Below are 21,296 nucleotides of genomic sequence, written 5' to 3'. Positions count from 1 at the left end.
CCGTATCCGATGTGGATGCAAATATTCAGAAAACTGAAAGGACTACCCATGAAACCATATCTTCGCGTACTCACCAAATCTATAGGAGGTGCTGCGATCCTCGCTTTCGCGGCATGCATCTTCTGCGGCACAGGGTTTTCACAGACCCGGCAGGAGCATGTGCATCACAACGCGCATATGGTGATGCCCTTCGATATTTCCAAGGCCGTACACATCTTTAAAATGACGGCGTCGGGCGGCATACAGCGTGTGGTGGCGAAGGACCCCAGTGAAAACGATCAGATAAGTCTTATTCGACGGCATCTTAAGCAGGAAGCGGAGAATTTCCAACGCGGCGACTTTTCAGATCCAGCAAAACTTCATGGGGCCGGTATGCCTGGTCTTCGCGAGCTTCAAGGCGGAGCGCACCGTATCAGCATTTTCTATACGGATGTGCCCGCCGGTGGCGCGATCCGATTCGAAACGTCAGACATCCACCTCATCACAGCGGTGCATCGATGGTTCGGTGCGCAGCTTTCCGAGCACGGTGCCGACGCCGTTTCAGAGTGAGACTTTTAGCGAGCCAGCACATTTGAGCAGATGAATGGATTTAATCACCACCACCAAATCGATCTTTTATTTCCTTCTCGCCGGCCTGTTTGAAATCGGGGGCGGCTACCTTGTCTGGCTGTGGCTGCGCGAGGGCAAACCGTTGTGGTATGCCGTTATCGGCGGGGTCGTGCTCGTACTTTACGGCATCGTTCCTACTTTGCAGCCCGCCCATTTTGGCAGGGTCTATGCCGCTTATGGCGGGGTCTTCATCGTTATCTCGATTTTATGGGGATGGAAAATCGACAACATCGCACCGGACGCCTTTGACATCATAGGTGGCATTGTGGCTCTGGCCGGCGTTGGAATCATCATGTACTGGCCCAGACCGAATTGATGTGAGTCCATCATGCAATAGCTGGCCTGCTTTCACAATATGCTGAAAAAGGATTCAGGACGCGATTCTGTTCGATGGGCCGCAGGAAAAACTGGCTTTGCGACAAGTTGAACCAACTATTTTTATTAACCAGACAGTACGCTATGGCTATCTCACAAAAAGGAACCCTACCGTTCCTTGTGCTTTCTTGCCATTATGTTGCGATGTCTATATCAATTGGAAATCTTGAGGAACCCCAAGATATTGTGGTCGGCCCAGAGCAAGTAAAAGCTGTGATTACATAGCATAGTTTTATTCTGGCTGGCCTCCAAATCCATCGCAATTTTCAAAGACAGGGCAAATCGGAAAAGTTGTGATAAACGGTCTCCACCAATTTTGGTGGAAATTGATAGCCCAACAGATTATCAAAGTTTATCCCAAAGAAATGGTTGACTCAAAAGCGACAGGTTTCCATAACTATCCTGTAGATTTTCATCCTGCCAGAAACTGCAGGTTACAATACCTAATCTAAACATTTGCTTGATTGCAGATTGATTGAGATAAGAAAAAGAACACTGTCAAATACTGAACAGATAGGGTCCGTATTCCCCCGGTTTAAGGTGCTTTGGCATCTTTGTGGTTTTAAAACGGCTCCCACCACTTACGCTACGCAACCGTGGCGTAGTCACACAACGACCACGCCTCAATTGCCCGATTCGCGAGCGGCCAGCCGCTTTGATCGATCATATTCTCTATCCATAACTCGAGCATAGCTTTGCCCTCTTGATTTTCAGGCTGTAATAATTAATGTTTCATTTAGTGATGTTTTGGGAATGTTTTGGGAATTCCTTGCAAACGCGCTTGTTTCATGGGTGGACGCGGGTTCGACTCCCGCCGCCTCCACCACTTTTTGTTTACAATTTTTGTACGCGTTCACGGGATATTCCAGTTTGAATTAAATCCAGGAGAGATTGGGCGTCGACCTTCGAAAATTGGAAGTAATACATTCCACGAGGAACGGGAACGTCGGTTTTGCATTTAGACGGCAGGTTTCTTTCAGGGATAATATCCTTTCGACCCACCGGTTTCCCTTTTCGCTTTGGGTGCCCAGGCTGCGCTTTCGCCATAGCACCCCAAAGCGCAGTGCCCGTTCGGCACGGTTGTTGGTCGGTTCAATGCCATGGTGATCGAGAAAGGTCCACAGACTGTCCATTTCGCGAACAATCTGCCGGGCGAGTTTTCCGGCGTCGGTCTTGTCCTTCTCCCAAACGGAGACGGTAAACAAAAAGAACGTATAAAAATCCGACCACATTTCCGGGTCGGGAGGTTCTTTGGCAAACGATACCAGTTGCCTCAGCCAGGCGGCGACGATTTCTCCGAAGCGGCAAAGATCGGTTTTCTTTCGTTCCGCCAGGGCATCGGCTTTGCGGATCAGATGGGCCAGGCAGGTTTGGCGGTTAACCCATTTTCGATATAGGCCGTAACCATCGCTGACCAGAATCCCGTCCCAATCCCGGACCAGTTTTTCGAAAGCTTCCTTGGAGCGATGCGGGTCGATGCGATAAAACGCCACCCGTTCGTTGGCCATGGCCCACAACCAGTGCAGGTCGTTTTCCTTAAACCAGGAAGTTTCGTCGATGTAGTTGCACCAAAAGCGTCGGGCGACCCGGCCGATGCGTTCGTAGGCCGGCAATAGCGCATTTGACGTGCGGTCGACAAGCTTCTGGATGGTTCCGGTGGCAATCCCGATGCCCAGAACCGACTCACACAACTGCTTGACGTCGTTGCGGCTCATGGCCTTGATCCCACTCAATTCTCCGATAAGCGCGGTAAAGCGCGGCCCATAACCGGTGGATACGTCAGAAGGTAGCGCGGCCTTGACCGTCCTGCCGCAGTTGGGACAGTCACATTGCTGGAGAATATAGTGGCTGATTTGCATTTCGATTTCGGGTAGCTCGATATGCTGATGCGCATAAAACGGCTGCATCTTTTGCGGATCGAACTGCGCATGCCCGCATGCGCAGCGCGTCGGCATCAACCAATGGCTCTCGGTCGGATCCAGCATCTGCCGCTGATGCGGCTTGTGGCCTTTCTGACCGCCTTTTGCACGTGTACTCTTTTTCTGTTTTCTCTTTTGCCTGCTAAAGGGCGGATCGGATGACGGCGGCTTACTGGAGTTATGAGAATTTTTGCTGGACCGAACCTCAAGCTTCTCCAGCCGCTTTTCGTGGGCTACAATCCGCTGTTCCATATCGAAAAGCATCCGTTCCAGAGCCATGATATACTGTCGCACCGGCTCTGGTGTCAGTTGCCAATCGAGTTCCGAAAAGGGTCTTTTGAGTGCCATGAAAAGCACTCTACCATAGTCAAAAAGAAAAATCTAGATTTATTTTGTATTATTTCGGTTAGTTATGATCTATTTTTTGTGCTTTGATTTCGGGGGGTTGCGAGACCAGTTGGATCCTCAAAGTACCCCGTGAATGCTTACCAATTTTTGGAAGTTAATTATTTCTTATATCCTAACGGGGATTCCCACTAAGGTTTCCTATTTTTCCAGGCTCGATGTTTTTATGAGCCATTTCGATCAACATTTTTTCTGTATAATATCATCATTATCTCACTTGAAAATCTTGATTAACATTCTTTTCAAGATCGGTAATCCTCGCTCTTATTTCATCAGAAAGGGGTGCTTTTTTATTTTCGTGATAGTTAAACGAAACAAGCATGCCTTCCCCTAACGCAGCAATACTCTTGTGTTTATGGCTAACCACCAAGTACTTCATTAAGAAGCGGTCTTTTTCTATCATATCAATTTTTGCTCCGACGCTTACCCGATCGGGATAAGTTAAGGGAATTTTGAATTTGCACTGCGTGTTGGCAAGAATGGGTCCAATACCGGTTTTTATCATTTGGTCGTGAAAATTAAGTTTTTCAAAATATGAAATGCGAGCGCTTTCAAAGTATTTGAAATACATTATATTGTTAACATGCTGGAAGGCATCCATGTCACCCCATGCTATTGGTATTTCGATTACCACCGGATAATTTTTTAGTAGGTCCTGCATTTATCCTCCAGTTTTTTCATTCACCCGTCCATATCATCGGCTTCAATTTGATCGATAATTTGATGGATAACTCTCTTCGTCACCTTGGCGATGAGCCACCCGATCAATGGAAATTTTGGCTGGAAGTCAGCACTCCATCGAACGACTGTCAAATCCTTCTCTTTGCTAAACTCCCATTTACCAAGGTATTGTTTTACTAGAGAGTCTGACAGAATGCTGTACATGAAAAAGTCGGATGGCGTAACGGCCTCAAGGCGTTCCATGACGGTAATTTTACCAATGGTGAGGGTCCTGATGGTACCGACACCATTATACCTGGGGTCTCCCTTTTCATGAACAACAACCGGGAAGGCGGCGGTGGACCCCAAAAACTGGACAATGTGCTAAGCTATGAGTCAGACCAAAAATGAGGAGGATCTGACGATGGGTAACAAGCGCAAATCACACAGTCCACAGTTCAAAGCCAAGGTCGCTCTGGCTGCCATTCAGAACGAAGAAACCGCAGCACAGTTGGCCAGTCGATTTGGTGTTCACCCCACCATGATTTCCACCTGGAAGCGGCAGATGCTCGACGGTGCAGCCGATATCTTCGATAAAAGCCACCGATCCAGAAAACAGGCCGATGCCCAAACCGCCGAACTGTACCGCCAGATCGGTCAACTCAAGGTGGAAAACGATTTTTTAGCACGCAAGCTCAGCAGCTGAATCGCAAACAGCGTAAATCCATGATCGATCCGTTGGATCGGCAGCTGAGCGTTTCCCGGCAGTGTGAACTAATCGATCTTAGCCGGTCATCCTATTACTACCAACCCATACCCATAAGCCAAGAAGAGCTGGAACTGATGCGCAAGATCGACGAACTGTATCTTACCAATCCATCCTCGGGCAGCCGAACGATCAGCCGCCAGCTGGATCGTCAGGGCATAACAGCCAATCGCAAACGGGTTCAGCGGCTGATGCGATTAATGGGTATCGAGGCGGTGTATCCCAAACCGCGGACCAGCCGCCCCCATCCCCAGCATAAGGTATATCCTTATCTGCTAAGGGGTATGACCATCAGTCGCACCAATCAGGTTTGGGCCAGCGACATCACTTTCATCCCCATGGCCAGTGGGTACATGTATCTGGTGGCGATCATGGACTGGCACAGCCGCAAGGTGCTCGCCTGGCGGATATCCAACACCCTGGACAGCGCCTTTTGTATCGATGCCCTTAAAGAGGCGTTGAGCCGCTATGAGCCACCGGAAATCTTCAATACCGACCAAGGGGCTCAATTTACCAGCAACGCGTTCACCAAGGTTCTCATCGATAACAAGGTCGCCATCAGTATGGATGGTCGGGGTCGTTGCCAGGACAATATATTCGTCGAGCGGCTGTGGTGGACCCTCAAACACCAATACATTTACTTGCACGCATTCGACACCGGTAAGGCGCTGCGGCAGGGTCTGGGCCGGTGGCTCGATTATTACAATCACGAACGGGGCCATTCGGCCCTTGACGACAGAACCCCGGATGAGGTTTATTACGGTCTGCCCCATCCTTTCGCCGAGGCTGCCTGATGCCTTTTTATCTTTTAAAAAGCTCTCGGCTCATAGCTTATTCTACCCCTCAGGCTGTCCAGCCGATGGGGTCCACCTCCGGCCGGGCTTGGCGATCCGGTGAAATCGCTCAACAAAGACCATATTTTGTCCAAGGGGATTTTCGATTCTCTTGTAAGGCTGACGGTTGTCACCATGCGCTCCTGACTTAGCATCTGCTGAAAAACTATTGCGCATTACCATACGGCGTTAGAATTCGGTTAAAAATGCTCATTTATCACTCATAGACTGAGTTTTTCACCAAATTTTGCCTTGTCCGGCCTGCGGTTCATGACGTTTTTCAACACCCTTTCAGTCCCATTCTTTTGTAAAATTCAGGGACTCTTTCCCGATTATACGAGGGGCATTCCTTCAAAATTTCAAGCGTAGCCTGTTTTTTCAAAGGCCATTCTTGGGTCCTTTTCGAAAAAATCACATCATTGCTGACATTGGCATAGCATTCCGGCCCCGGGGTACAAAAATGTTGACTTGTCTCTTCCCAGATCTCCCGAACAGATCGATCAAGAATATTGCCAAAGGAAAGCATGGTAAAATCACAGGGGCAGACATTGCCCTGGGAATCTATAAACATGTAGTTGAAGCCCGCACCGCAACCATAGTATTTTTCGCTTTCAAAAAAATCGTAGGCAAAAACACCGGGGTAGCCTTTGGTTTTAGTGCACTTTTTTTGAATGTCGAAGATAGTTTTCACATTTTCGTCAGACAGTTTTTCTTCGGGTTTACTGATCAATTTCCCGCTTAAAATGGGCGATGTCAGCCGCATATCATTAATGCCGATGTCCTTGAAAAATTCTATCACCTTGAAGATTTCCTGCCTGTCACTGACAAGCGACTTATCGGGCACGAAAGAAACAGCAACGTAAAAGCCTTCATCCTGAAACATCTCTATGGCTTTCAGGGCATAATCGAAAATTCCCTCCTTGCGGCGGCCTTTGTCATGGATTTCAGGTTTATAATGGTCAAGGCTGATTACCGGAATTTCCAGCCCCGCCTTTTTTAGGCTTTTTATCCGTTTTCGGGTGAGTTTGTACCCGGTGGTAAAAATGAGAGGCATGGATCTTTTATCGATAGATGCAATGATATCTTCCAGGTCATCGCGCAACAAAGGCTCCCCTCCTGTAAGGCCAATGACGCTTGTGCCCAAATCCTGTACCTCTGAAATTGTTTTCCGTAGCTGATCGAAAGACAGGACATTTTGCTTGGAGCGATCTGAAAAAGAACAGTGCCAGCAATTGCATGGACATTTAGGTGTTATGGCAAAGTTTGTAACCACAGGCACGGGTTTTCCGGAGGTTACGGAAACAACACCCTTGAGAAAACGGTCATACGCTAAAGAAGGGAAGTATGGCGTAAAGGTATTCGTATATATTTTATCATTAATTTTCGTGAGCTTGCTTTCCCTGGATACATAGTTCATGGCCAGTTTTTGTTTGAGGGATAAATGCTTAAGCTCCTTGTTCATGCCCATTTTCAGGGTTGTAAGGACTTTCTTAATCCCATATAGCTGAGTTCCATTATGTTTGCGCATGGCATACTCTTTTTAAATGCAGCGAAATAAATTGATGACTGCCTGTATAACCAAATCTAATTATCAAAAAAAATAGTAAGATAACAGGATTATATTATTCATTTAATTAAGGGGGCAACGTATCGATTAATCTACAAACTTTATTTATGGTTGCTCACCAATGATTGTGATGGTTATGCTGATTTTTTTTAATTTAATGATTTTTTCCCATGGGCCGTTTCGATGTCAAATGATGAACCAGGGCTCGCATCGGTGATCATAAATGGGCCAGTGGAATAAGCCACGGAGGGATTATGATTGATCGGGTGATAAGTGTTATCGATACCCATACCGCAGGAGAACCAACCCGGATCATTGTCGGTGGATTACCAAGGATCCGAGGGGATTCCATGCTTGAAAAACGCGATTATTTTGAAAAAAATCATGACCCAATCCGCACCATGATCCTGCGGGAACCCAGAGGGCATAATGATATGTTCGGGGCCGCGCTGGTTGAACCCGTGAACCCGGATGCAGATCTGGGCGTTATTTTTTTGAGCACGGGAGACTATCCGAGAGCCTACCCGTATATGTGCGGGCATGGCACCATTGGACTTATTTCGGCCGCTGTCGAATTGGGAATGGTCAAAAGAACGGAACCGCTGACAAAGGTGTTGTTGGATACCCCTGATGGGTTGGTGACCGGATGGGCGACGGTCACAAATGACCATGTTGTTGAGGTGGAAATTGAAAACGTGCCCGCCTTCCTGTACCAGAAGGATTTACAGGTTAAAATAGACGGAATGGGTGAAGTAACGGTGGACATTGCTTTTAATGCCGGATTTTTTATTCTTTGCCCGGCAAAGGCACTGGGTTTAACCCTTGTCCCTGAGCAAGCGGCCCGATTATCAAAACAATGCCTGAAACTCCGTGATGCGGTCAATGAAACCATCCGGCTTGATTTTAAGGAGAAGTCTTACTTTAAAACGGTTGATGTTGTAGAGCTATATGAAGAGCCCGATCATCCGGATGCACACTGCAGGAATGTTGTGGTGTTTGGTGCGGGTCAAGTAGACCGGTCCCCCTGCGGGACGGGCACATCCGCCAAGATGGCGGCCCTTTATGCCAGAGGGGAATTAGCCATTGATGAGGTCTTTATCAATGAAAGCATCACAGGGACGCGTTTCAGGGGAAGAGTAGTCCGGGCCTATAAAGAAGACGGATTTGTCAAAGTCATCCCAAGGATTTCATCCCAAGCCTATATTACGGGAATCAATCAATTAATATCACACCGGGAAGATCCCATGAAGTTCGGGTTTCAACTGGGGTGACACGCCTTTTCAGAAGAAACCATCTGACATGACGGGGACAAAATGACGAAACACTATGACCAGATTATCATCGGTGCCGGTATCACCGGAGCTTCTATTGCCTTTGAGCTGTCTAAAAAAGGATACCGGACATTAGTTGTTGACAAACTTTCGGCTGCCGGACTCGGCTCCACCAGTTCGACCTGCGCCATCATAAGAACGCATTATTCCACTCTCGAAGGAACGGCGGTGGCCTATGAGAGTTCGTTCTATTGGAAAAATTGGGCGGCATATCTCAATAAAAAGACTTCAAAAGACCTTGCCAGATTTATCCAGACAGGAGCTGTCGTCTTAAATAAAAAGGATTTTGACTGGAGCAAATATATCAAACATCATGACGCATTGAAAATTCCTTATGAAATATGGACTCCGGAGCAGTTGATCAAGCGCATGCCTCATTTTGTAGACGATTCATATTTCCCGCCCAAGCGGCCCGATGACCCCGATTTTTTTAGTCCTCCTGTGGAAAAGATCAATCCGGTGGTATTGTTTTTTCCCAACAACGGCTACATTAATGATCCCCAGCTTTCGGTTGAAAATATCCAGCAGGCAAGTGAATCAAACGGTGCGACCTTCATGTTCAATGCCGAAGTGGCAGAAATCCGGACGCATACCAACCGGGCTGCCGGCATAACATTAAAAAGCGGGCAGACATTTGATGCTCCCGTGGTCGTCAATGCCTCGGGGCCGCATTCCTTTATTGTCAACCGACTCGCCGGCATTGATAAAAAAATGAAGATAAAAACAAGGGCGCTCCGGCACGAAGTGCATTTTGTTCCTTCTCCTGAGCGGTTTTCCTATGAAGATGAGGGGATAACGGTAGGAGACGGGGATCTGGCAGGGTATCACAGGCCCGAAGTCGGAAACCTTATTCTGGTGGGCAGTGAAGACCCGGACTGCGATAAGCTTGACTGGGTCGATGACCCGGACCATTTCAACCGCAACGTCACCAACGCCCAATGGCGGGCACAGGTTTACCGTCTGGCGCTCCGTATCCCCGACCTGCCCATACCGAACCGTCCCAAAGGATTTGCCGATCTCTACGACGTGTCTGACGACTGGATTCCGATTTATGACAAATCAGATCTCGATGGGTTTTATCTGGCCATCGGCACCAGCGGCAACCAGTACAAAAACGGACCGGTCATCGGACAGATCATGGCCCGGATCATCGAAGCCTGTGAAAACGGGCAAGACCATGACCATGAACCGGTGACCCTAATGCTGAAGCATATAAATTTCAATTTGAATACGGGTTTCTTTTCGCGAAATCGTGACATTGTCGGTGACAGCAGCTTTTCTGTACTGGGTTAGCCAGTCTAGCAGCAGGTTTGGCTTGGTCTTGATTGAATCCAAATTGAGCGGTTAAAGTTTTTACAGATAAACTAACCGGTTTTTTATGGCTTGCCATTATGGTTTGCTGCCCTTGAAAATGGGTATGAAGAACTTGGCGAACTGGTCGGCGTCGAGTGCTGTCGGATAGTTTTAAGCACTTCTCTATCCGGCAATTACCGATACATATTTTAATGGTTGATGACTTTAGGAAAAACCGATGAACATTTTTGACAGTCACTGCCACTTGGACGATCCATCCTTTGAATCGGATTTTCAGGACGTGCTGCATCGTGCCGCCGCAGCGGAGGTCTGTCGAATGCTGATTGTCGGCATTGACCGCAAGACCTCGGACCGGGCGGTGGCGCTGGCCAAGGGGCATGCCAATCTTTTTGCATCGGTAGGGGTTCATCCTCACGATGCCCGGTCCTGCACGGAAGAGACCCTGGCCCATCTGGCGACCCTGGCTTCCGACCCGAAGGTGGTCGCCTGGGGAGAAACGGGCCTGGATTTCAACCGGATGCACTCTCCCCGAAAGGACCAGGAACGGTGGCTGATCCGCCAGTTGGAAGTCGCCGAAACGCTGGACCTGCCGTTGATCTTCCATGAACGGGACAGCCAGGGCCGCCTGCTGGAAATCCTCAAAGCCACCACCTGTCGACCCGCCGTAATCCACTGTTTCAGCGGAACGGAAGCGGAGTTGGACCGATACCTGGAAATGGGGTTTTATATCGGGATCACGGGGATCGTCACGGTGAGCAAACGGGGGGCGGCACTCAGACAAATGGTTCCATCCATTCCGGTCAATCGGCTGTTGATCGAAACCGATGCGCCTTACCTGACGCCCACCCCCCAGCGAAACCAGTTTCGGCGCAACGAGCCGGCGTTCGTTCGTGAGGTCCTGCTGAAAGTAGCCGAGGTTCGCAAGGAAGATCCGGAGCCCCTGGCGGAACAGATCTGGTTCAACACCTGTTCCCTGTTTCGCATCGATCCTTCAGAAAGCTGACGCCTTACCCGGCCCCATACGGGCAACCCTTGAAAAATGGCAGGCGGCGGCCCGGAACCCGGCGGCCGGATTGCATCTCCGCAAGGGTACTGACTATTTCGCCATAAGGTGCTGTACGGCCTTTTCCAATCCGTCGATGGACAATTCGAACATGGGAAAGATCTGCCGGATCATGATGATCGTGCGGGTGAAATCCCACATGGCGGCGGATACCGGGTTAAACCAGACGCTGTGAGGAAAGGTGTTCACCAGCATGCGCAGGCACTCGATGCTGGGCTGACCGCTGCGGTCCTGCACATAAATGGAGCCGTCCCGGGACATCAGTTCATAGGGTGCCATGCTGGCGTCTCCCACCACGATGAGCCGGGTTTCCGGGTCCATGCGGATTAGTTCGGCCATCCGGATGGGCTTGCGGTAGCGGGCCGCATCCTGCCAGATCGTGTCGTAAATGGTGTTGTGAAAGAAAAAGGTCTTGACCTCTTTAAACTGAGCCCGGGCGTAGTCGAACAGGGTCTGAACCACGGATACGTATGGGTCCATGGACCACCCGCCGTTGTCGATGGCCAGGACCACCTTCAGCCGGTCCTTCATGCGCCGGTCGAAGGCGATTTCAATCTCCCCGCCGTTTTTCATGGTGCGGTAGATGCTCTCGTCGATATTCACCTGGTCCCTGGGGCCGGTGGGCACCATGTTTCGCAGACGCTTGAGCGCTTCTCCAACCATGGCCTGGGTCAGGGGGCCGGAAAGGGAATAGTCCTTGTAGCGACGCTCCAGGGCCACCTTGACGGCGGACTTGTTGCGCGACACGCCCCCCACGCGCATTCCTCCGGGGTGGGTGCCTGAATGCCCCACCGGGGACGTACCGCCGGTGCCGATCCACTTGCTGCCTCCGTCGTGGCGTCCCTCCTGATCCTGGAGTCGTTTTTTGAAATAGTCGATCAGTTCTTCCGGCGTCATCCGGTTGAGCTGGTCTTTATCCATGCCCAGGGCGTCCGCCATGGCTTTGGGGTCCTTTAGCCACTGCTCCAGCATGGCCCGTGCCATTTCGTCGATCTCCAAGCCCTCCACGTCGGGCAGTTCGGCTCCCTCGAAATGGTGGGCAAACACCTGATCGAAAAGATCGAAATAGCGTTCGCTTTTCACCAGGATGGTCCGCGAGGCGGTATAGAACTCGTCCAGGCTGGCAATGAGGTGGCCGGCGAGTGCCCGGTGCAGGGTCAAAAAGGCCGTGGGGCTGACCGGCACCCCCATCTCCTTCAGCTTGTAAAAAAAGGCCAGGAACATAATCAGAACATCTTCCGGCGATTGACGAAGGCGCTGGCCCGTTCATAATCGCCGCTTTTTTTAAACAATACGCCCAGAAAGGGCACGTCGCCCTTGGCCAGCCGTTTGGGTTTGAAATCGGGATCGGCGTTAAGGGCCCGGATCCAGTTGATCAGCTCCCGGGTGGCCGGTCGTTTTTCCACAGCTTCCAGCTCCCGCATGTGGTAAAAAGCGGCAATGGCGTTGTCCACCAGATCATCGTGGATGTCGGGAAAATGCACGCCGATGATTTTACGCATCATCTTGGGGTCCGGGAAGGCGATGTGGTGGAAGTTGCAGCGGCCCAGAAAGGGATCGGAAAGATCCTTTTTGGCGTTGGAGGTGATGATGATCACCGGCCGGTGCCGGGCCGACATGGTTTTGTCGATCTCGATGATATCAAACTCCATCTGGTCCAGAACGTCCAGCATATCGTCCTGGAAATCGGTGTCCGCCTTATCGATTTCGTCAATGAGCAGCACCGTCCGCTTGTCGGCCACGAAGGCCTGACCGATCTTGCCCATTTTGATATACTCTTCGATGTTGCTGACATCCCGCCGGCTGTCGCCGAAACGGCTGTCGTTGAGCCGAGTCAGGGTGTCGTACTGGTACAACGCCTCCACCAGTTTCATGCTGGATTTGACGTTGAGAACGATCAGGGGCATGTTGAGGCTCTCGGCAATGGCGTGGGCCAGCATGGTTTTTCCCGTTCCCGGCTCGCCCTTGAGCAGCAGGGGCATTTCCAGGGCCATGGAGATATTGACAATCTGGGCCAGTTCTTCATCCAGCACGTATCGGGTCGCCCCGGCAAAGGACGCATCTGATGGTTGATTGGTCATGAACACCTCTTATAATGAATATGGGAAATCAATTAAATCGCATTACGAATGGCGGCCGAGAGATCCCGGGTCAGCGTCAGTACGCGCATGGCCAGGTCCAGAGTCAGGGATCCGACACCACAACTGGGAGTGATAAAGGACTGGGATCGGATGGCCGCCGGGGCGATGCCGAGGGCTTCGACCTGGCGGAATCGCTCCTGCCAGCCGGCATGCAGCGTGTCGACGGTTTCCCGTTCGATCTCTTCGGTTTTCAATGTGGGAACGATGCCCCAGGCGAGAAACCGGCCCGAGGCCAGAAAGTCCCTGATCTGGGGACCGTACAGGATGAATCGATCGAAATAGGCGTAGGCGTCGAAATTGACGATATCCGCACCGGATTCCAGCACCAGCGACCAGTCCGTATTGGCGCATACATGGATGCCGGCCAGTCCCCCATCGGCGTGGATGGCATCCACCACCTCCTGGAGACAGCCGAGGATCTCTTCCTTCGAAATGCTGATCAATTCCGATGAACCGAATCCGGCCAGGGCCGGCTCATCGATAAAGATGATCACGGGGCATCCCGGTCCGGACAGGGTGCGGATCTGCCAGCGGGCGTTGAGGGCCAAACGCTTGACCGCCGCATCACGCAGGGTTTCGTTGTAGAAAATCGCCCGGCCATCCTGATCTTTAACGCCCGTACAGAAAGTAACGGGACCGGTCACCTGCCCCTTGACCGCCACGGGAGGCTTCTCTAACCGGCCCAATGTGTCCAGCAGGGCCGCCACGCCCTTGCCGGTGGCCTCGCTTAAGGCAAAACGGGAAGCGGGCAGCCGGTCTGGATCCTCAGTGGCCGTCATGTAATCCTCGAAAAATGAGAGCAGGTCGTCGTCGAAGGACTCAGCGGCGGTATCGATAAAGGCTTTGCCACCCTTTTTGACCACGCCCGGCATTCCCGGCAGAAATTGCGGAACCATGCCCTCTTCCGGGAAAACCGGCAGCTGGATCCATAGCGGAATGGCTGGCGTATAGTCCATGATCAGGCGGGAGGCCGCCGGGTGATCGTCCAGGGGAAGACTGCCGATGAGCAGTGGCAGGCAGTCGGGTTTCAACGGTTGAAACATCGGTAATTCCTTTCACTGGCTTTGGGATACCCCGTTTGTTACCATGGTGGCGGCGGTTTAACAAGGAGGGGGAAGATGTCTTATCAAGGTTTTGCCACCGTTGTTTTCCCCATTCCCGGCCATCCCGGCGCTTGCAGGCAAAATCGCCAAATGCGGGAGCCATGGGCCATCAAGGGTGCCCACCGTTCAGATCAATTCTATCGACACCTTTTCCTAAGGCGCGGATTGACACCCATGGGACACAATGATATTGAATGTTCTTACCTTGGACACTTCATGCGGTCACGGCGGGCAGGCCATGGGAAACCTCATCTCCCTTGACGAAAAACTTAAATGCACCCGGGAAAAACAAGACGCCATCATCCGAAAAAGAAAGCTTCTGGCCGTCAGGAAAACTTTCCGGTGCACGCACTGTGTTTCCAAATGCGAAAAGTGCGGGGTCCAGATTACCGCGGAAAACAATCCGGAAGTACCGGGGTTCAGGGTCCCCTACAATTTTTGCGACAGCTGTTCAGAAGAGTACGTCGAGTACATCGAAACGCTCAAAGGCAAGCCAAACGAAGACTTTTACTGGCACAACGATGCCTGGATGAAATTATGGTCCTCTTGGATCGAGCACCAGGGCGCCGTTGACAGCTATTTGAAGTCAAAAGAGTTTGAGCGGCTCCTCGACGAATTGAAACCGAACCAGACCTGAGGGGACACAATCCCCAGCACAACGGCAGGCCGGACCGGGATAATTACGCTTGAATGCGGTTTACCACAGGAGGAACATATGTTTGGAATCGGAATGCCGGAATTAATCATTATCCTGGTCATCATCCTTATCATCTTTGGCGTAGGTAAACTTCCGGAAATCGGAGGCGGTATGGGAAAAGCCATCCGTAATTTCAAAAATGCCTCCAAGGAAGCGGAGAAGGAGTCGCCGGAAAAGATTGAAGAGGATAAAAAAGTTTAACCGTTGATCTCTGAAAGGACTGGTATACCGTTCAAGCCGGCCCGGCAGGAGCCCGATCACCCTGCCGGGCCGGCTTTTTTATGGCCCCGACTGGAGGAAAAGTGGCTAAGGCATTCATCGCATCGATAGCCATCGTAGTTGGCCTTTCCTGCCTGCGGCTTCTTCCCGCTTTGGCAGCCTCACTCGTCCTGGCCACTGATGATACCCCAGGCAACCCGTGGATCATGGGCGGTGGTTCGCACTTTCAAAAAAAATCGCCCGGGTTGGAGATCGAACTCTACCGGCTTATGGCCGAGAAGTTGAATCTGCAACTGAAAGTAGTTCGGCTGCCATGGAAACGCTGCCTCTCCGAGTTGGAGCATGGCCGGGTAGATGGTGTTTTTCCCGCCAGCTTCAAACCCGAACGATTGTCCCTGGGCCGATTCCCAACAAAAAACGGCAGGATCGATCCGACCCGGAAAAGCCGCGACAGCGCCTATTTCCTCTACACGAGAAGGGCGTCGCCTTTGGGATGGGACGGACGTTCCTTCGTCAACATGGGCCTGATGGATCGAAAAACTATCGGTGTGCCGTTGGACTGGTCCATCGTCACGGACCTCCGCCAAATGGGGGTCGATCTTCTGGAGAAACCAAGGCCCGTAGATCTTTTAATCATTCTGAGAAAAGGCGGCATTGCCGGGGTGGTCTGTCTGGACACGGTGATCGATGCGTATATCGTGCAGTCGCCGAGTCGTTACCAGGACATTCAGAAGATCTTTCCGCCGGTAGCGGAAAAGGCATATTATCTGATGCTCTCCCACGCCTTTGTTTCGCAGCAGCCTGATCTTTCTGAAAAAATATGGGATACGATTGCAAAGATCAAGAAAAGCGATGAGTACAAAACACTTCTGATGCGGTATACGCGTTAGCGCATGTCAATCGCGATTGACAACTTTCAGGAGAAATTTCATTGCTGGCCGGCCAGCCTTAACGGGAGGGGGGCGATATTTCTTGTCCTGGATTTATTCAGGTGCCCGCTGGTATAAAGCGAAAGTAAGTACACACGGTTTGCTGCAATGAGACTTTAATTCGGTCAACACCCCATATCGGAAGACGCTGAACGCCTTTTGCCCTGAAAAAGCTCTGAGACGCGAGACCGGCCCATGCCCCCATTTGACCGCAGAACGAACAATTTTCAGCACAATCCAGAATTTCTTCATGCCATCCTGATCGAAAACTGCCAGCGGATGAGACCGATTTTCACCACCGTCATGGTGGTGGAAGCAATCATTTTCATCTTCGAATTTCTCTTATATGAATGGACCCCGGTCATGATCGCCGCCATGGCGCTAAAGCTCGTGGCGGTGTTTCTCAGCATCTTTTCCATCTGTCAGTTCCACCACATCCGAATCGGCAATGACCCCTCGAAATATTCCCGTAACCTGAAAATCATTTATGCCATTATTGTGCTCGCCCTGTCCTGGGCCGTAGCCAACACGGCGGTGGCCCAAATGATCACGGGAGATATCACCGTTTATGTCCTCGTCCTGTTCGGCATCGCTGCGGTGGTTCAAATGCCCCCGCGTCATGCCATGGTAATCTACTGCCTGTTTTATCTGATTTTCATTGCTGTCGTCCCGATGGTCCAGAACAATCCCCGGATTGTGACCTGGCATGTCATCAATGGCGGAATATTGAATGTGATCGCCTGGCTGATCTCCAGGATGATGTACCAGTACCGGCTGGAAATCTACAAAGACAAGATTATCATCGGGCAGAAAAACAAAGAACTTTTCGACAAAGCCCAACGAGACGGGCTGACCGGACTTTTCAACCACCAGGCTATTCACGGGCACCTGGACAACGCCCTCTCTTTTGCCGCCGGCAACCGGCAGGATCTGTCCATCGCGCTGATCGATATCGACCACTTCAAATGCGTCAATGACACCTATGGCCACCAGACCGGCGACATCGTCGTGAAAGGCGTTGCGGACACCATCCGGCGGTCTGTGCGGGAAATGGATATCACCGGCCGCTATGGCGGCGATGAGTTTTTGATTATCTTTCCCGATTGCAGCGTGAAAAACGCCCGCCGGATTATTGAGCGCCTGCAGAAAAACCTTGGCGGCCTCAATGATCAGGTGCCATCGGTGACCATCAGTTGCGGGATTGTGCAGAGAGACGGCGAAGGCGCCAACACGCTGGTGGAAATGGCGGACCAATTGCTCTATCGCGCCAAGGCATCGGGTCGAAACCGAATTGAAGTATAGGGAGCAAAAGCCCAATGGAGACAAAGCCGTTTTCCGAACTGGCACCGGAGATGAAAACCGGCGATCTGGTCCTTTTCAGCGGCCGCTATGAAGAGAGCAAACTCATCGAGAAACTCGAACGCAACCCCTGGTCTCATGTGGGTATGGTGGTAAAACTGCCGGAGGGGGAACAACCGCTTTTCTGGGAATCCACCACGCTGACGAACCTGACCGATGAAATCTTTCACGATCATCTGCAAGGGCCGAAAGTCGTCAACCTTTACCAGCGGATGAAACAGTACGGGCGTGATCTGAAACCCTATGTGCCCGCCCGATTCGCCTACCGCAAGCTCGATGTGACGCGCACCGACGCCATGATCCGTCGATTGACGAAAATGTTCACCCAGGATCACGGCCTTCCCAACCCCAGCGAGTGGAACATGATTGTTGAGGTGGTCGAAGGCCGGCTGTTCAATATACCGTCGAGGCTGGACACGTTTTTCTGCAGCGAACTGGTGGCCGACAGCTACCTGAAGATGGGACTGCTGTCCTCTGACCGCGCGGTCAACGCCTACATGCCCAAGGATTTCGCATCCACCGGGCACCTGCCGCTGCTGATGGGGCTGCTCGAACCGGAGATCCTGATCGAACTTTGACTGGCGGGCCCCCGTCAATCGTCTGCCGGTAATGCCGCACCTTCCATCGACTGCGCAATGACCTTTAAAAAATCATCGCCGAACCGTTCCATTTTGCTTTGGCCGATTCCTGAAATGCCGAGCAGGTCATCCCGGGTGACGGGGCGGCGGGCCACCATCTCTTTCAAGGTTTTGTCGTGAAAGATGACATAGGGCGGAACGTTCAGTTCCTTTGAAAGATCGAGCCGCAACTGCCGCAACGCTTCCCACAACGCGGTGGACTCCGCATCTTCAAATTGGATGGAGATCTTGGCCGACTTTTGTTTACGGGACGCCGGCCTTACCGGTAAAGGGTCTTTTCGGAATAAGACCGTCTGGCCGTCCTTGAGAATTTTCCAGCTGTTTTCGTTCAGGCGAAGCCCGCTTCTGGCGGCCAGATCCGTATCCAGATAGCCCGCGGCAAGCAATTGACGATACACCGAGTGCCACTGATTCGGTTCCAGCTCCCGCCCCGCGCCGAAGGTTTTGATGCGATGGTGGCCAAACCGTTCCATCCGCTCGGTGGTGCGACCCGTCAGAACATCGATGAGGTAGACCGCACCGAAACGCTGGCCGGTTCGGTAAACGCAGGACATAGCCTTCTGGGCGGCAATGGTGCCGTCCCAGGTATCTACCGGCTCGGTACAGTTGTCGCAGCAGTTGCACGGGGGGGCGTATGGCTCGCCGAAATATGCCAACAGCCCTTTCCGCCGGCATTCGGGGCTTTCGCAAAAGCCCAGAAAAGCGCCGAGCTTACGCTGCTGGACCGATTTGAAGGCCTCGCTTCCATTGGAGAGACTCTGAAGGCTGCGCATGGCCACCACATCGGCCAGTGAATAGAACAGCCACGCTTCGGCCGGCTGGCCGTCGCGGCCGGCCCGTCCCGTCTCCTGATAGTAGGCCTCCATGCTTGACGGCAGGTCCAGGTGAGCCACGACGCGTATATCGGGCTTGTCGATCCCCATGCCAAAGGCGACGGTGGCCACCATCACCAGTCCGTCCTCCATTAAAAACCGTTGCTGATTCCGACGGCGTACCTCGGCATCCAGTCCGGCATGGTAGGGCAAAGCCGAAATCCCTTTATCCGCTATCCATCGGGCGATGGTGTCGGCCCGCTTGCGGGTTCGCACATATACGATCCCCGCGTGCCCGTCGTGTCGCTCCCGCAGAACCGCGAGCAGCTGGTGTTTGTCGTTCTGCTTGATCTGGACGCGGTAGAAGATGTTGGGGCGGTCGAAACTGGCCACAAACCGGACCGCATCGGCCAGGTAAAGTTTGTCTACGATTTCCCGCCGGGTGGTCGGATCGGCAGTGGCGGTCAGGGCAATTCTCGGCACCCCCGGGAACCGTCGGGTAACTTCGGCGATCTGCAGGTATTCGGGCCTGAAATCGTGCCCCCACTGGGAAACACAATGCGCCTCGTCGATGGCGAACAATGCCAGGTTCATGGTGGCCAGCAGCCGCCGGAACCGATCGGCGAGCAGGCGTTCGGGGGCCACATAGAGTATGTCGCAATCGCCGGCGGCGGCGATGCCTTCCACCCGCGCGGCCTCCTCGGCGGAGAGGCTGGAATTGAGAAAATGTGCCCGGACCCCATATTGGCGCAGATCGGTCACCTGGTCCTGCATCAGGGCAATCAACGGAGAGACCACCACGCCGACACCTGACCGGATGATGGCGGGAATCTGGAAACAAAGGGACTTGCCGCTGCCCGTGGGCATGAGGGCGAAAACGTCGCGGCCGGCAACCAGGGTGTCGATGATCGCTTTTTGGTTCTCCCGAAAAGAGGGGTAGCCGAACACCCGGTTGAGGATGGATTCGGGATTGGTTTCCCGTTGTGGTATGAATCGGTCCGGCGGCCGATCGTCCCCGTCTTCAACCCACGGTTCGGGCGGCTCGTCTTCCCCGGGATCCCATTCAGGCAGCCCTTCTTCCTCCAAGGCTGAAATGGCCAACAGGTATGTATGACCGCAGGCCATGCACCGAACCTCGGCACGTTCAGGGTCGGTTCCATCGGGGCTGAAGGAGAAGGTGGATCGGCATTTGGGGCAGCTGATATTCATCCGAAAAATCCAATGGCGGAATTACAAATTGAGGAAATTCAAATCATCGATTCCCGACTTAATGATTGCCGACCGGAGGCTGGTTTTACCCGGAAACGGCTTCAACGAACGATGGAAAACCCCAGTCGGAAGGCATCATGGCGTTCGTTATAGTGGATCAGGGTTTCAGCGTAGCCGCTGAAGTATTGGGCCTGCAGGTAGAAATTAAGGCTTTTGCCCAGCAGCCGGGTCATGGGATAGGTCAGGTCCAGTTGCACCGATGCCCCTTTCCTGGCCCACCAGAGGTGCGAGTTCAAGGCGACCCCTTCCGGGTCCATGATGCCGACTTCCAGATCGACATATCCCCGATATTCCGCCAGATCCCCGTTGTTTTCATCTTCGTTTTCCACATAGGTATAAATTTTAGGGGCTATTTTCATATGGAACGGGCCGGACAGGTGAACGCCCAGGATGGGCTTCACATAAAGGTAGTTGGTGCTGCGGGAGGCCGTGCCTGCCCTTCCGTTGGATTCGTGCTGAAAGCCGCCCTGGACGCCGAAAGCGGAGATGCGCGCAAGGTTCAGATCGAGCTTCGGCAGCAGATAGAAGGCTTCCGGCATGTAGCTGGTGTCGTCAAAGGGTTTGGAGTCGCCTTTAAGGTCCCAGATCGATCGCTGGGTATATCCCAAGTGAAAACCGGTCACCCAGGGGGCTATTTCCGCCAGGTACCCCTCGGAATTGAAGAGACGGTACTTGAAACTGAACTGGAATTTGCTCTGGTCCAGCCCCGGATCCACACCCAGCAGAAAATACATGGGTTCATGAACGGACAGGTCCTCAAGAAAGGATTGAAGCATGGTGGGTCCTTCATCCAGAGGCACCTGTTGGCCCTCCCACGCTTCGGAGGGCGCTTTTTCAACCTGGATGATGATCGGGTTCGTGTCTATCGTCTCGAGAATGATGCGGACCGCCCCCGTGGCATAGACGGGAAGGGTGACGGCATATTGCCGCTTGGCAAAACCCCGGCCGGGAATACTCAGCAATAAATCCGCTTCCGGATCTGCCGAGTCTGCCTTGACGATTAGCGTAGACTGGCCGGTGACGATTCGACACGGCAATGACCGCGGCAGTTCTCGGGTAATGGCCGTGTCTGTGTTGTTGTGCAAATAGAGGTCGACAATCACCGTATCCCCACCCTGAACCGGACCTTGCGGCGGTGCCAGCACCATGGCCGGATCGGCTGCCCGCACGAGGGGGGCCATCAGAATCGTCAGCAATAGGACTGCGCACCCAACATGTCCTTTCATCGTTGCCTCCTTATGACCATCGGCCTGGTAAATTACGGCCGGTGAACGGGTAGTCCAATAC

At 52.4% G+C, this 21,296-nt stretch carries 20 protein-coding genes; 11 read left to right on the top strand and 9 right to left on the bottom strand.

All coding sequences use genetic code 11. The annotated features are described in order from the left end of the window. The first annotated feature begins 48 nt into the window (after positions 1–48). Together ACHZBS_RS13175 and ACHZBS_RS13170 are read left to right on the top strand one after the other, a co-directional pair. On the top strand, positions 49–549 hold the full coding sequence (locus ACHZBS_RS13175; RefSeq protein ID WP_319406979.1) for a hypothetical protein: 501 nt from the start codon (positions 49–51) through the stop codon (positions 547–549). A 34-nt stretch (positions 550–583) separates the two neighbouring features. Then, positions 584–925: a YnfA family protein gene (locus ACHZBS_RS13170; RefSeq protein ID WP_319406978.1), complete on the top strand. Its 342-nt coding sequence runs from the start codon at positions 584–586 to the stop codon at positions 923–925. A 934-nt stretch (positions 926–1,859) separates the two neighbouring features. On the opposite strand, the gene tnpC is transcribed toward ACHZBS_RS13170, so the two are convergent. The 3 genes from tnpC to ACHZBS_RS13155 all read right to left on the bottom strand — a co-directional run bounded on the left by tnpC (position 1,860) and on the right by ACHZBS_RS13155 (position 4,337). Then, the gene (gene tnpC, locus ACHZBS_RS13165; protein ID WP_319406977.1) at positions 1,860–3,251 is read right to left on the bottom strand and encodes an IS66 family transposase; all 1,392 of its coding nucleotides are present in this window, start codon (positions 3,249–3,251) and stop codon (positions 1,860–1,862) included. Positions 3,252–3,516: 265 nt separating this feature from the next. Next, positions 3,517–3,969: a thioesterase family protein gene (locus ACHZBS_RS13160; protein WP_319406976.1), complete on the bottom strand. Its 453-nt coding sequence runs from the start codon at positions 3,967–3,969 to the stop codon at positions 3,517–3,519. Between the two features lie 20 nt (positions 3,970–3,989). After that, complete coding sequence (locus ACHZBS_RS13155) at positions 3,990–4,337, bottom strand: SRPBCC family protein (protein WP_319406975.1); 348 nt, start codon at positions 4,335–4,337, stop codon at positions 3,990–3,992. A gap of 55 nt (positions 4,338–4,392) precedes the next feature. Between ACHZBS_RS13155 and ACHZBS_RS13150 the strand changes: the two genes are divergently transcribed. Continuing rightward, positions 4,393–5,528, top strand: a protein-coding gene (locus ACHZBS_RS13150) for an IS3 family transposase (RefSeq protein WP_319405970.1) whose coding sequence is annotated in 2 segments (ribosomal slippage) — positions 4,393–4,672 and positions 4,672–5,528 — 1,137 coding nt in all. Because the reading frame shifts where the segments join, the coding sequence is not laid out codon by codon here. Between the two features lie 319 nt (positions 5,529–5,847). Here the strand turns inward: ACHZBS_RS13150 and ACHZBS_RS13145 are convergent. Continuing rightward, positions 5,848–7,095, bottom strand: coding sequence for a radical SAM protein (locus ACHZBS_RS13145; RefSeq protein ID WP_319406974.1), 1,248 nt, complete (start codon positions 7,093–7,095; stop codon positions 5,848–5,850). A 293-nt stretch (positions 7,096–7,388) separates the two neighbouring features. Here ACHZBS_RS13145 and ACHZBS_RS13140 point away from each other — a divergent pair, with 293 nt between their 5' ends. The 3 genes from ACHZBS_RS13140 (at position 7,389) to ACHZBS_RS13130 (ending at position 10,782) form a co-directional block, all read left to right on the top strand. Continuing rightward, entirely contained in the window at positions 7,389–8,405 is a 1,017-nt protein-coding gene (locus tag ACHZBS_RS13140) for a proline racemase family protein (protein WP_319406973.1), read from the top strand. Between the two features lie 42 nt (positions 8,406–8,447). Beyond that, entirely contained in the window at positions 8,448–9,758 is a 1,311-nt protein-coding gene (locus ACHZBS_RS13135; RefSeq protein ID WP_319406972.1) for an FAD-dependent oxidoreductase, read from the top strand. Positions 9,759–9,996: 238 nt separating this feature from the next. After that, the gene (locus ACHZBS_RS13130) at positions 9,997–10,782 is read left to right on the top strand and encodes a TatD family hydrolase (protein ID WP_319406971.1); all 786 of its coding nucleotides are present in this window, start codon (positions 9,997–9,999) and stop codon (positions 10,780–10,782) included. A gap of 93 nt (positions 10,783–10,875) precedes the next feature. Here ACHZBS_RS13130 and ACHZBS_RS13125 read toward each other — a convergent pair whose 3' ends face one another. From ACHZBS_RS13125 to ACHZBS_RS13115, 3 genes are read right to left on the bottom strand one after another with little or no spacing between them, the layout of a single operon-like run. Continuing rightward, positions 10,876–12,066: a hypothetical protein gene (locus ACHZBS_RS13125; protein WP_319406970.1), complete on the bottom strand. Its 1,191-nt coding sequence runs from the start codon at positions 12,064–12,066 to the stop codon at positions 10,876–10,878. Positions 12,067–12,068: 2 nt separating this feature from the next. Further along, a complete protein-coding gene (locus ACHZBS_RS13120; RefSeq protein ID WP_319406969.1) occupies positions 12,069–12,923 on the bottom strand; it encodes a MoxR family ATPase in 855 nt (284 codons plus the stop codon). A gap of 32 nt (positions 12,924–12,955) precedes the next feature. Then, entirely contained in the window at positions 12,956–14,026 is a 1,071-nt protein-coding gene (locus tag ACHZBS_RS13115; RefSeq protein ID WP_319406968.1) for a hypothetical protein, read from the bottom strand. A gap of 298 nt (positions 14,027–14,324) precedes the next feature. Here ACHZBS_RS13115 and ACHZBS_RS13110 point away from each other — a divergent pair, with 298 nt between their 5' ends. From ACHZBS_RS13110 to ACHZBS_RS13090, 5 genes are all read left to right on the top strand, one after another. After that, entirely contained in the window at positions 14,325–14,723 is a 399-nt protein-coding gene (locus ACHZBS_RS13110) for a hypothetical protein (protein ID WP_319406967.1), read from the top strand. Between the two features lie 78 nt (positions 14,724–14,801). Further along, positions 14,802–14,984, top strand: coding sequence for a twin-arginine translocase TatA/TatE family subunit (gene tatA / locus ACHZBS_RS13105; RefSeq protein ID WP_319406966.1), 183 nt, complete (start codon positions 14,802–14,804; stop codon positions 14,982–14,984). A 101-nt stretch (positions 14,985–15,085) separates the two neighbouring features. After that, positions 15,086–15,892: a transporter substrate-binding domain-containing protein gene (locus ACHZBS_RS13100; protein WP_319406965.1), complete on the top strand. Its 807-nt coding sequence runs from the start codon at positions 15,086–15,088 to the stop codon at positions 15,890–15,892. A gap of 234 nt (positions 15,893–16,126) precedes the next feature. Next, positions 16,127–17,233 (top strand): GGDEF domain-containing protein, encoded by a 1,107-nt coding sequence (locus ACHZBS_RS13095; RefSeq protein ID WP_319406964.1) that lies wholly within the window; start codon positions 16,127–16,129, stop codon positions 17,231–17,233. Between the two features lie 14 nt (positions 17,234–17,247). Beyond that, on the top strand, positions 17,248–17,868 hold the full coding sequence (locus ACHZBS_RS13090; RefSeq protein WP_319406963.1) for a hypothetical protein: 621 nt from the start codon (positions 17,248–17,250) through the stop codon (positions 17,866–17,868). A gap of 14 nt (positions 17,869–17,882) precedes the next feature. On the opposite strand, the gene recQ is transcribed toward ACHZBS_RS13090, so the two are convergent. Then, positions 17,883–19,949: a DNA helicase RecQ gene (gene recQ, locus ACHZBS_RS13085; protein WP_319406962.1), complete on the bottom strand. Its 2,067-nt coding sequence runs from the start codon at positions 19,947–19,949 to the stop codon at positions 17,883–17,885. Positions 19,950–20,050: 101 nt separating this feature from the next. Further along, complete coding sequence (locus ACHZBS_RS13080; protein WP_319406961.1) at positions 20,051–21,235, bottom strand: phospholipase A; 1,185 nt, start codon at positions 21,233–21,235, stop codon at positions 20,051–20,053. Positions 21,236–21,296 lie beyond the last annotated feature (61 nt).

This window comes from uncultured Desulfosarcina sp. (genome assembly GCF_963664155.2).
Taxonomy (GTDB): domain Bacteria; phylum Desulfobacterota; class Desulfobacteria; order Desulfobacterales; family Desulfosarcinaceae; genus Desulfosarcina.
Note: the sequence above shows the minus strand (reverse complement) of the source record. Positions and strands in the feature narration are given on the sequence as shown.

Bases quoted from the DNA above. Each gene is read 5' to 3' on its own strand.
- ACHZBS_RS13175 (WP_319406979.1), top strand. From the start codon at position 49: ATGAAACCATATCTTCGCGTACTCACCAAATCTATAGGAGGTGCTGCG.
- ACHZBS_RS13170 (WP_319406978.1), top strand. From the start codon at position 584: ATGGATTTAATCACCACCACCAAATCGATCTTTTATTTCCTTCTCGCC.
- tnpC (WP_319406977.1), bottom strand. From the start codon at position 3,251: ATGGCACTCAAAAGACCCTTTTCGGAACTCGATTGGCAACTGACACCA.
- ACHZBS_RS13160 (WP_319406976.1), bottom strand. From the start codon at position 3,969: ATGCAGGACCTACTAAAAAATTATCCGGTGGTAATCGAAATACCAATA.
- ACHZBS_RS13145 (WP_319406974.1), bottom strand. From the start codon at position 7,095: ATGCGCAAACATAATGGAACTCAGCTATATGGGATTAAGAAAGTCCTT.
- ACHZBS_RS13140 (WP_319406973.1), top strand. From the start codon at position 7,389: ATGATTGATCGGGTGATAAGTGTTATCGATACCCATACCGCAGGAGAA.
- ACHZBS_RS13135 (WP_319406972.1), top strand. From the start codon at position 8,448: ATGACGAAACACTATGACCAGATTATCATCGGTGCCGGTATCACCGGA.
- ACHZBS_RS13130 (WP_319406971.1), top strand. From the start codon at position 9,997: ATGAACATTTTTGACAGTCACTGCCACTTGGACGATCCATCCTTTGAA.
- ACHZBS_RS13125 (WP_319406970.1), bottom strand. From the start codon at position 12,066: ATGTTCCTGGCCTTTTTTTACAAGCTGAAGGAGATGGGGGTGCCGGTC.
- ACHZBS_RS13120 (WP_319406969.1), bottom strand. From the start codon at position 12,923: ATGACCAATCAACCATCAGATGCGTCCTTTGCCGGGGCGACCCGATAC.
- ACHZBS_RS13115 (WP_319406968.1), bottom strand. From the start codon at position 14,026: ATGTTTCAACCGTTGAAACCCGACTGCCTGCCACTGCTCATCGGCAGT.
- ACHZBS_RS13110 (WP_319406967.1), top strand. From the start codon at position 14,325: ATGGGAAACCTCATCTCCCTTGACGAAAAACTTAAATGCACCCGGGAA.
- tatA (WP_319406966.1), top strand. From the start codon at position 14,802: ATGTTTGGAATCGGAATGCCGGAATTAATCATTATCCTGGTCATCATC.
- ACHZBS_RS13095 (WP_319406964.1), top strand. From the start codon at position 16,127: ATGCCCCCATTTGACCGCAGAACGAACAATTTTCAGCACAATCCAGAA.
- ACHZBS_RS13090 (WP_319406963.1), top strand. From the start codon at position 17,248: ATGGAGACAAAGCCGTTTTCCGAACTGGCACCGGAGATGAAAACCGGC.
- recQ (WP_319406962.1), bottom strand. From the start codon at position 19,949: ATGAATATCAGCTGCCCCAAATGCCGATCCACCTTCTCCTTCAGCCCC.
- ACHZBS_RS13080 (WP_319406961.1), bottom strand. From the start codon at position 21,235: ATGAAAGGACATGTTGGGTGCGCAGTCCTATTGCTGACGATTCTGATG.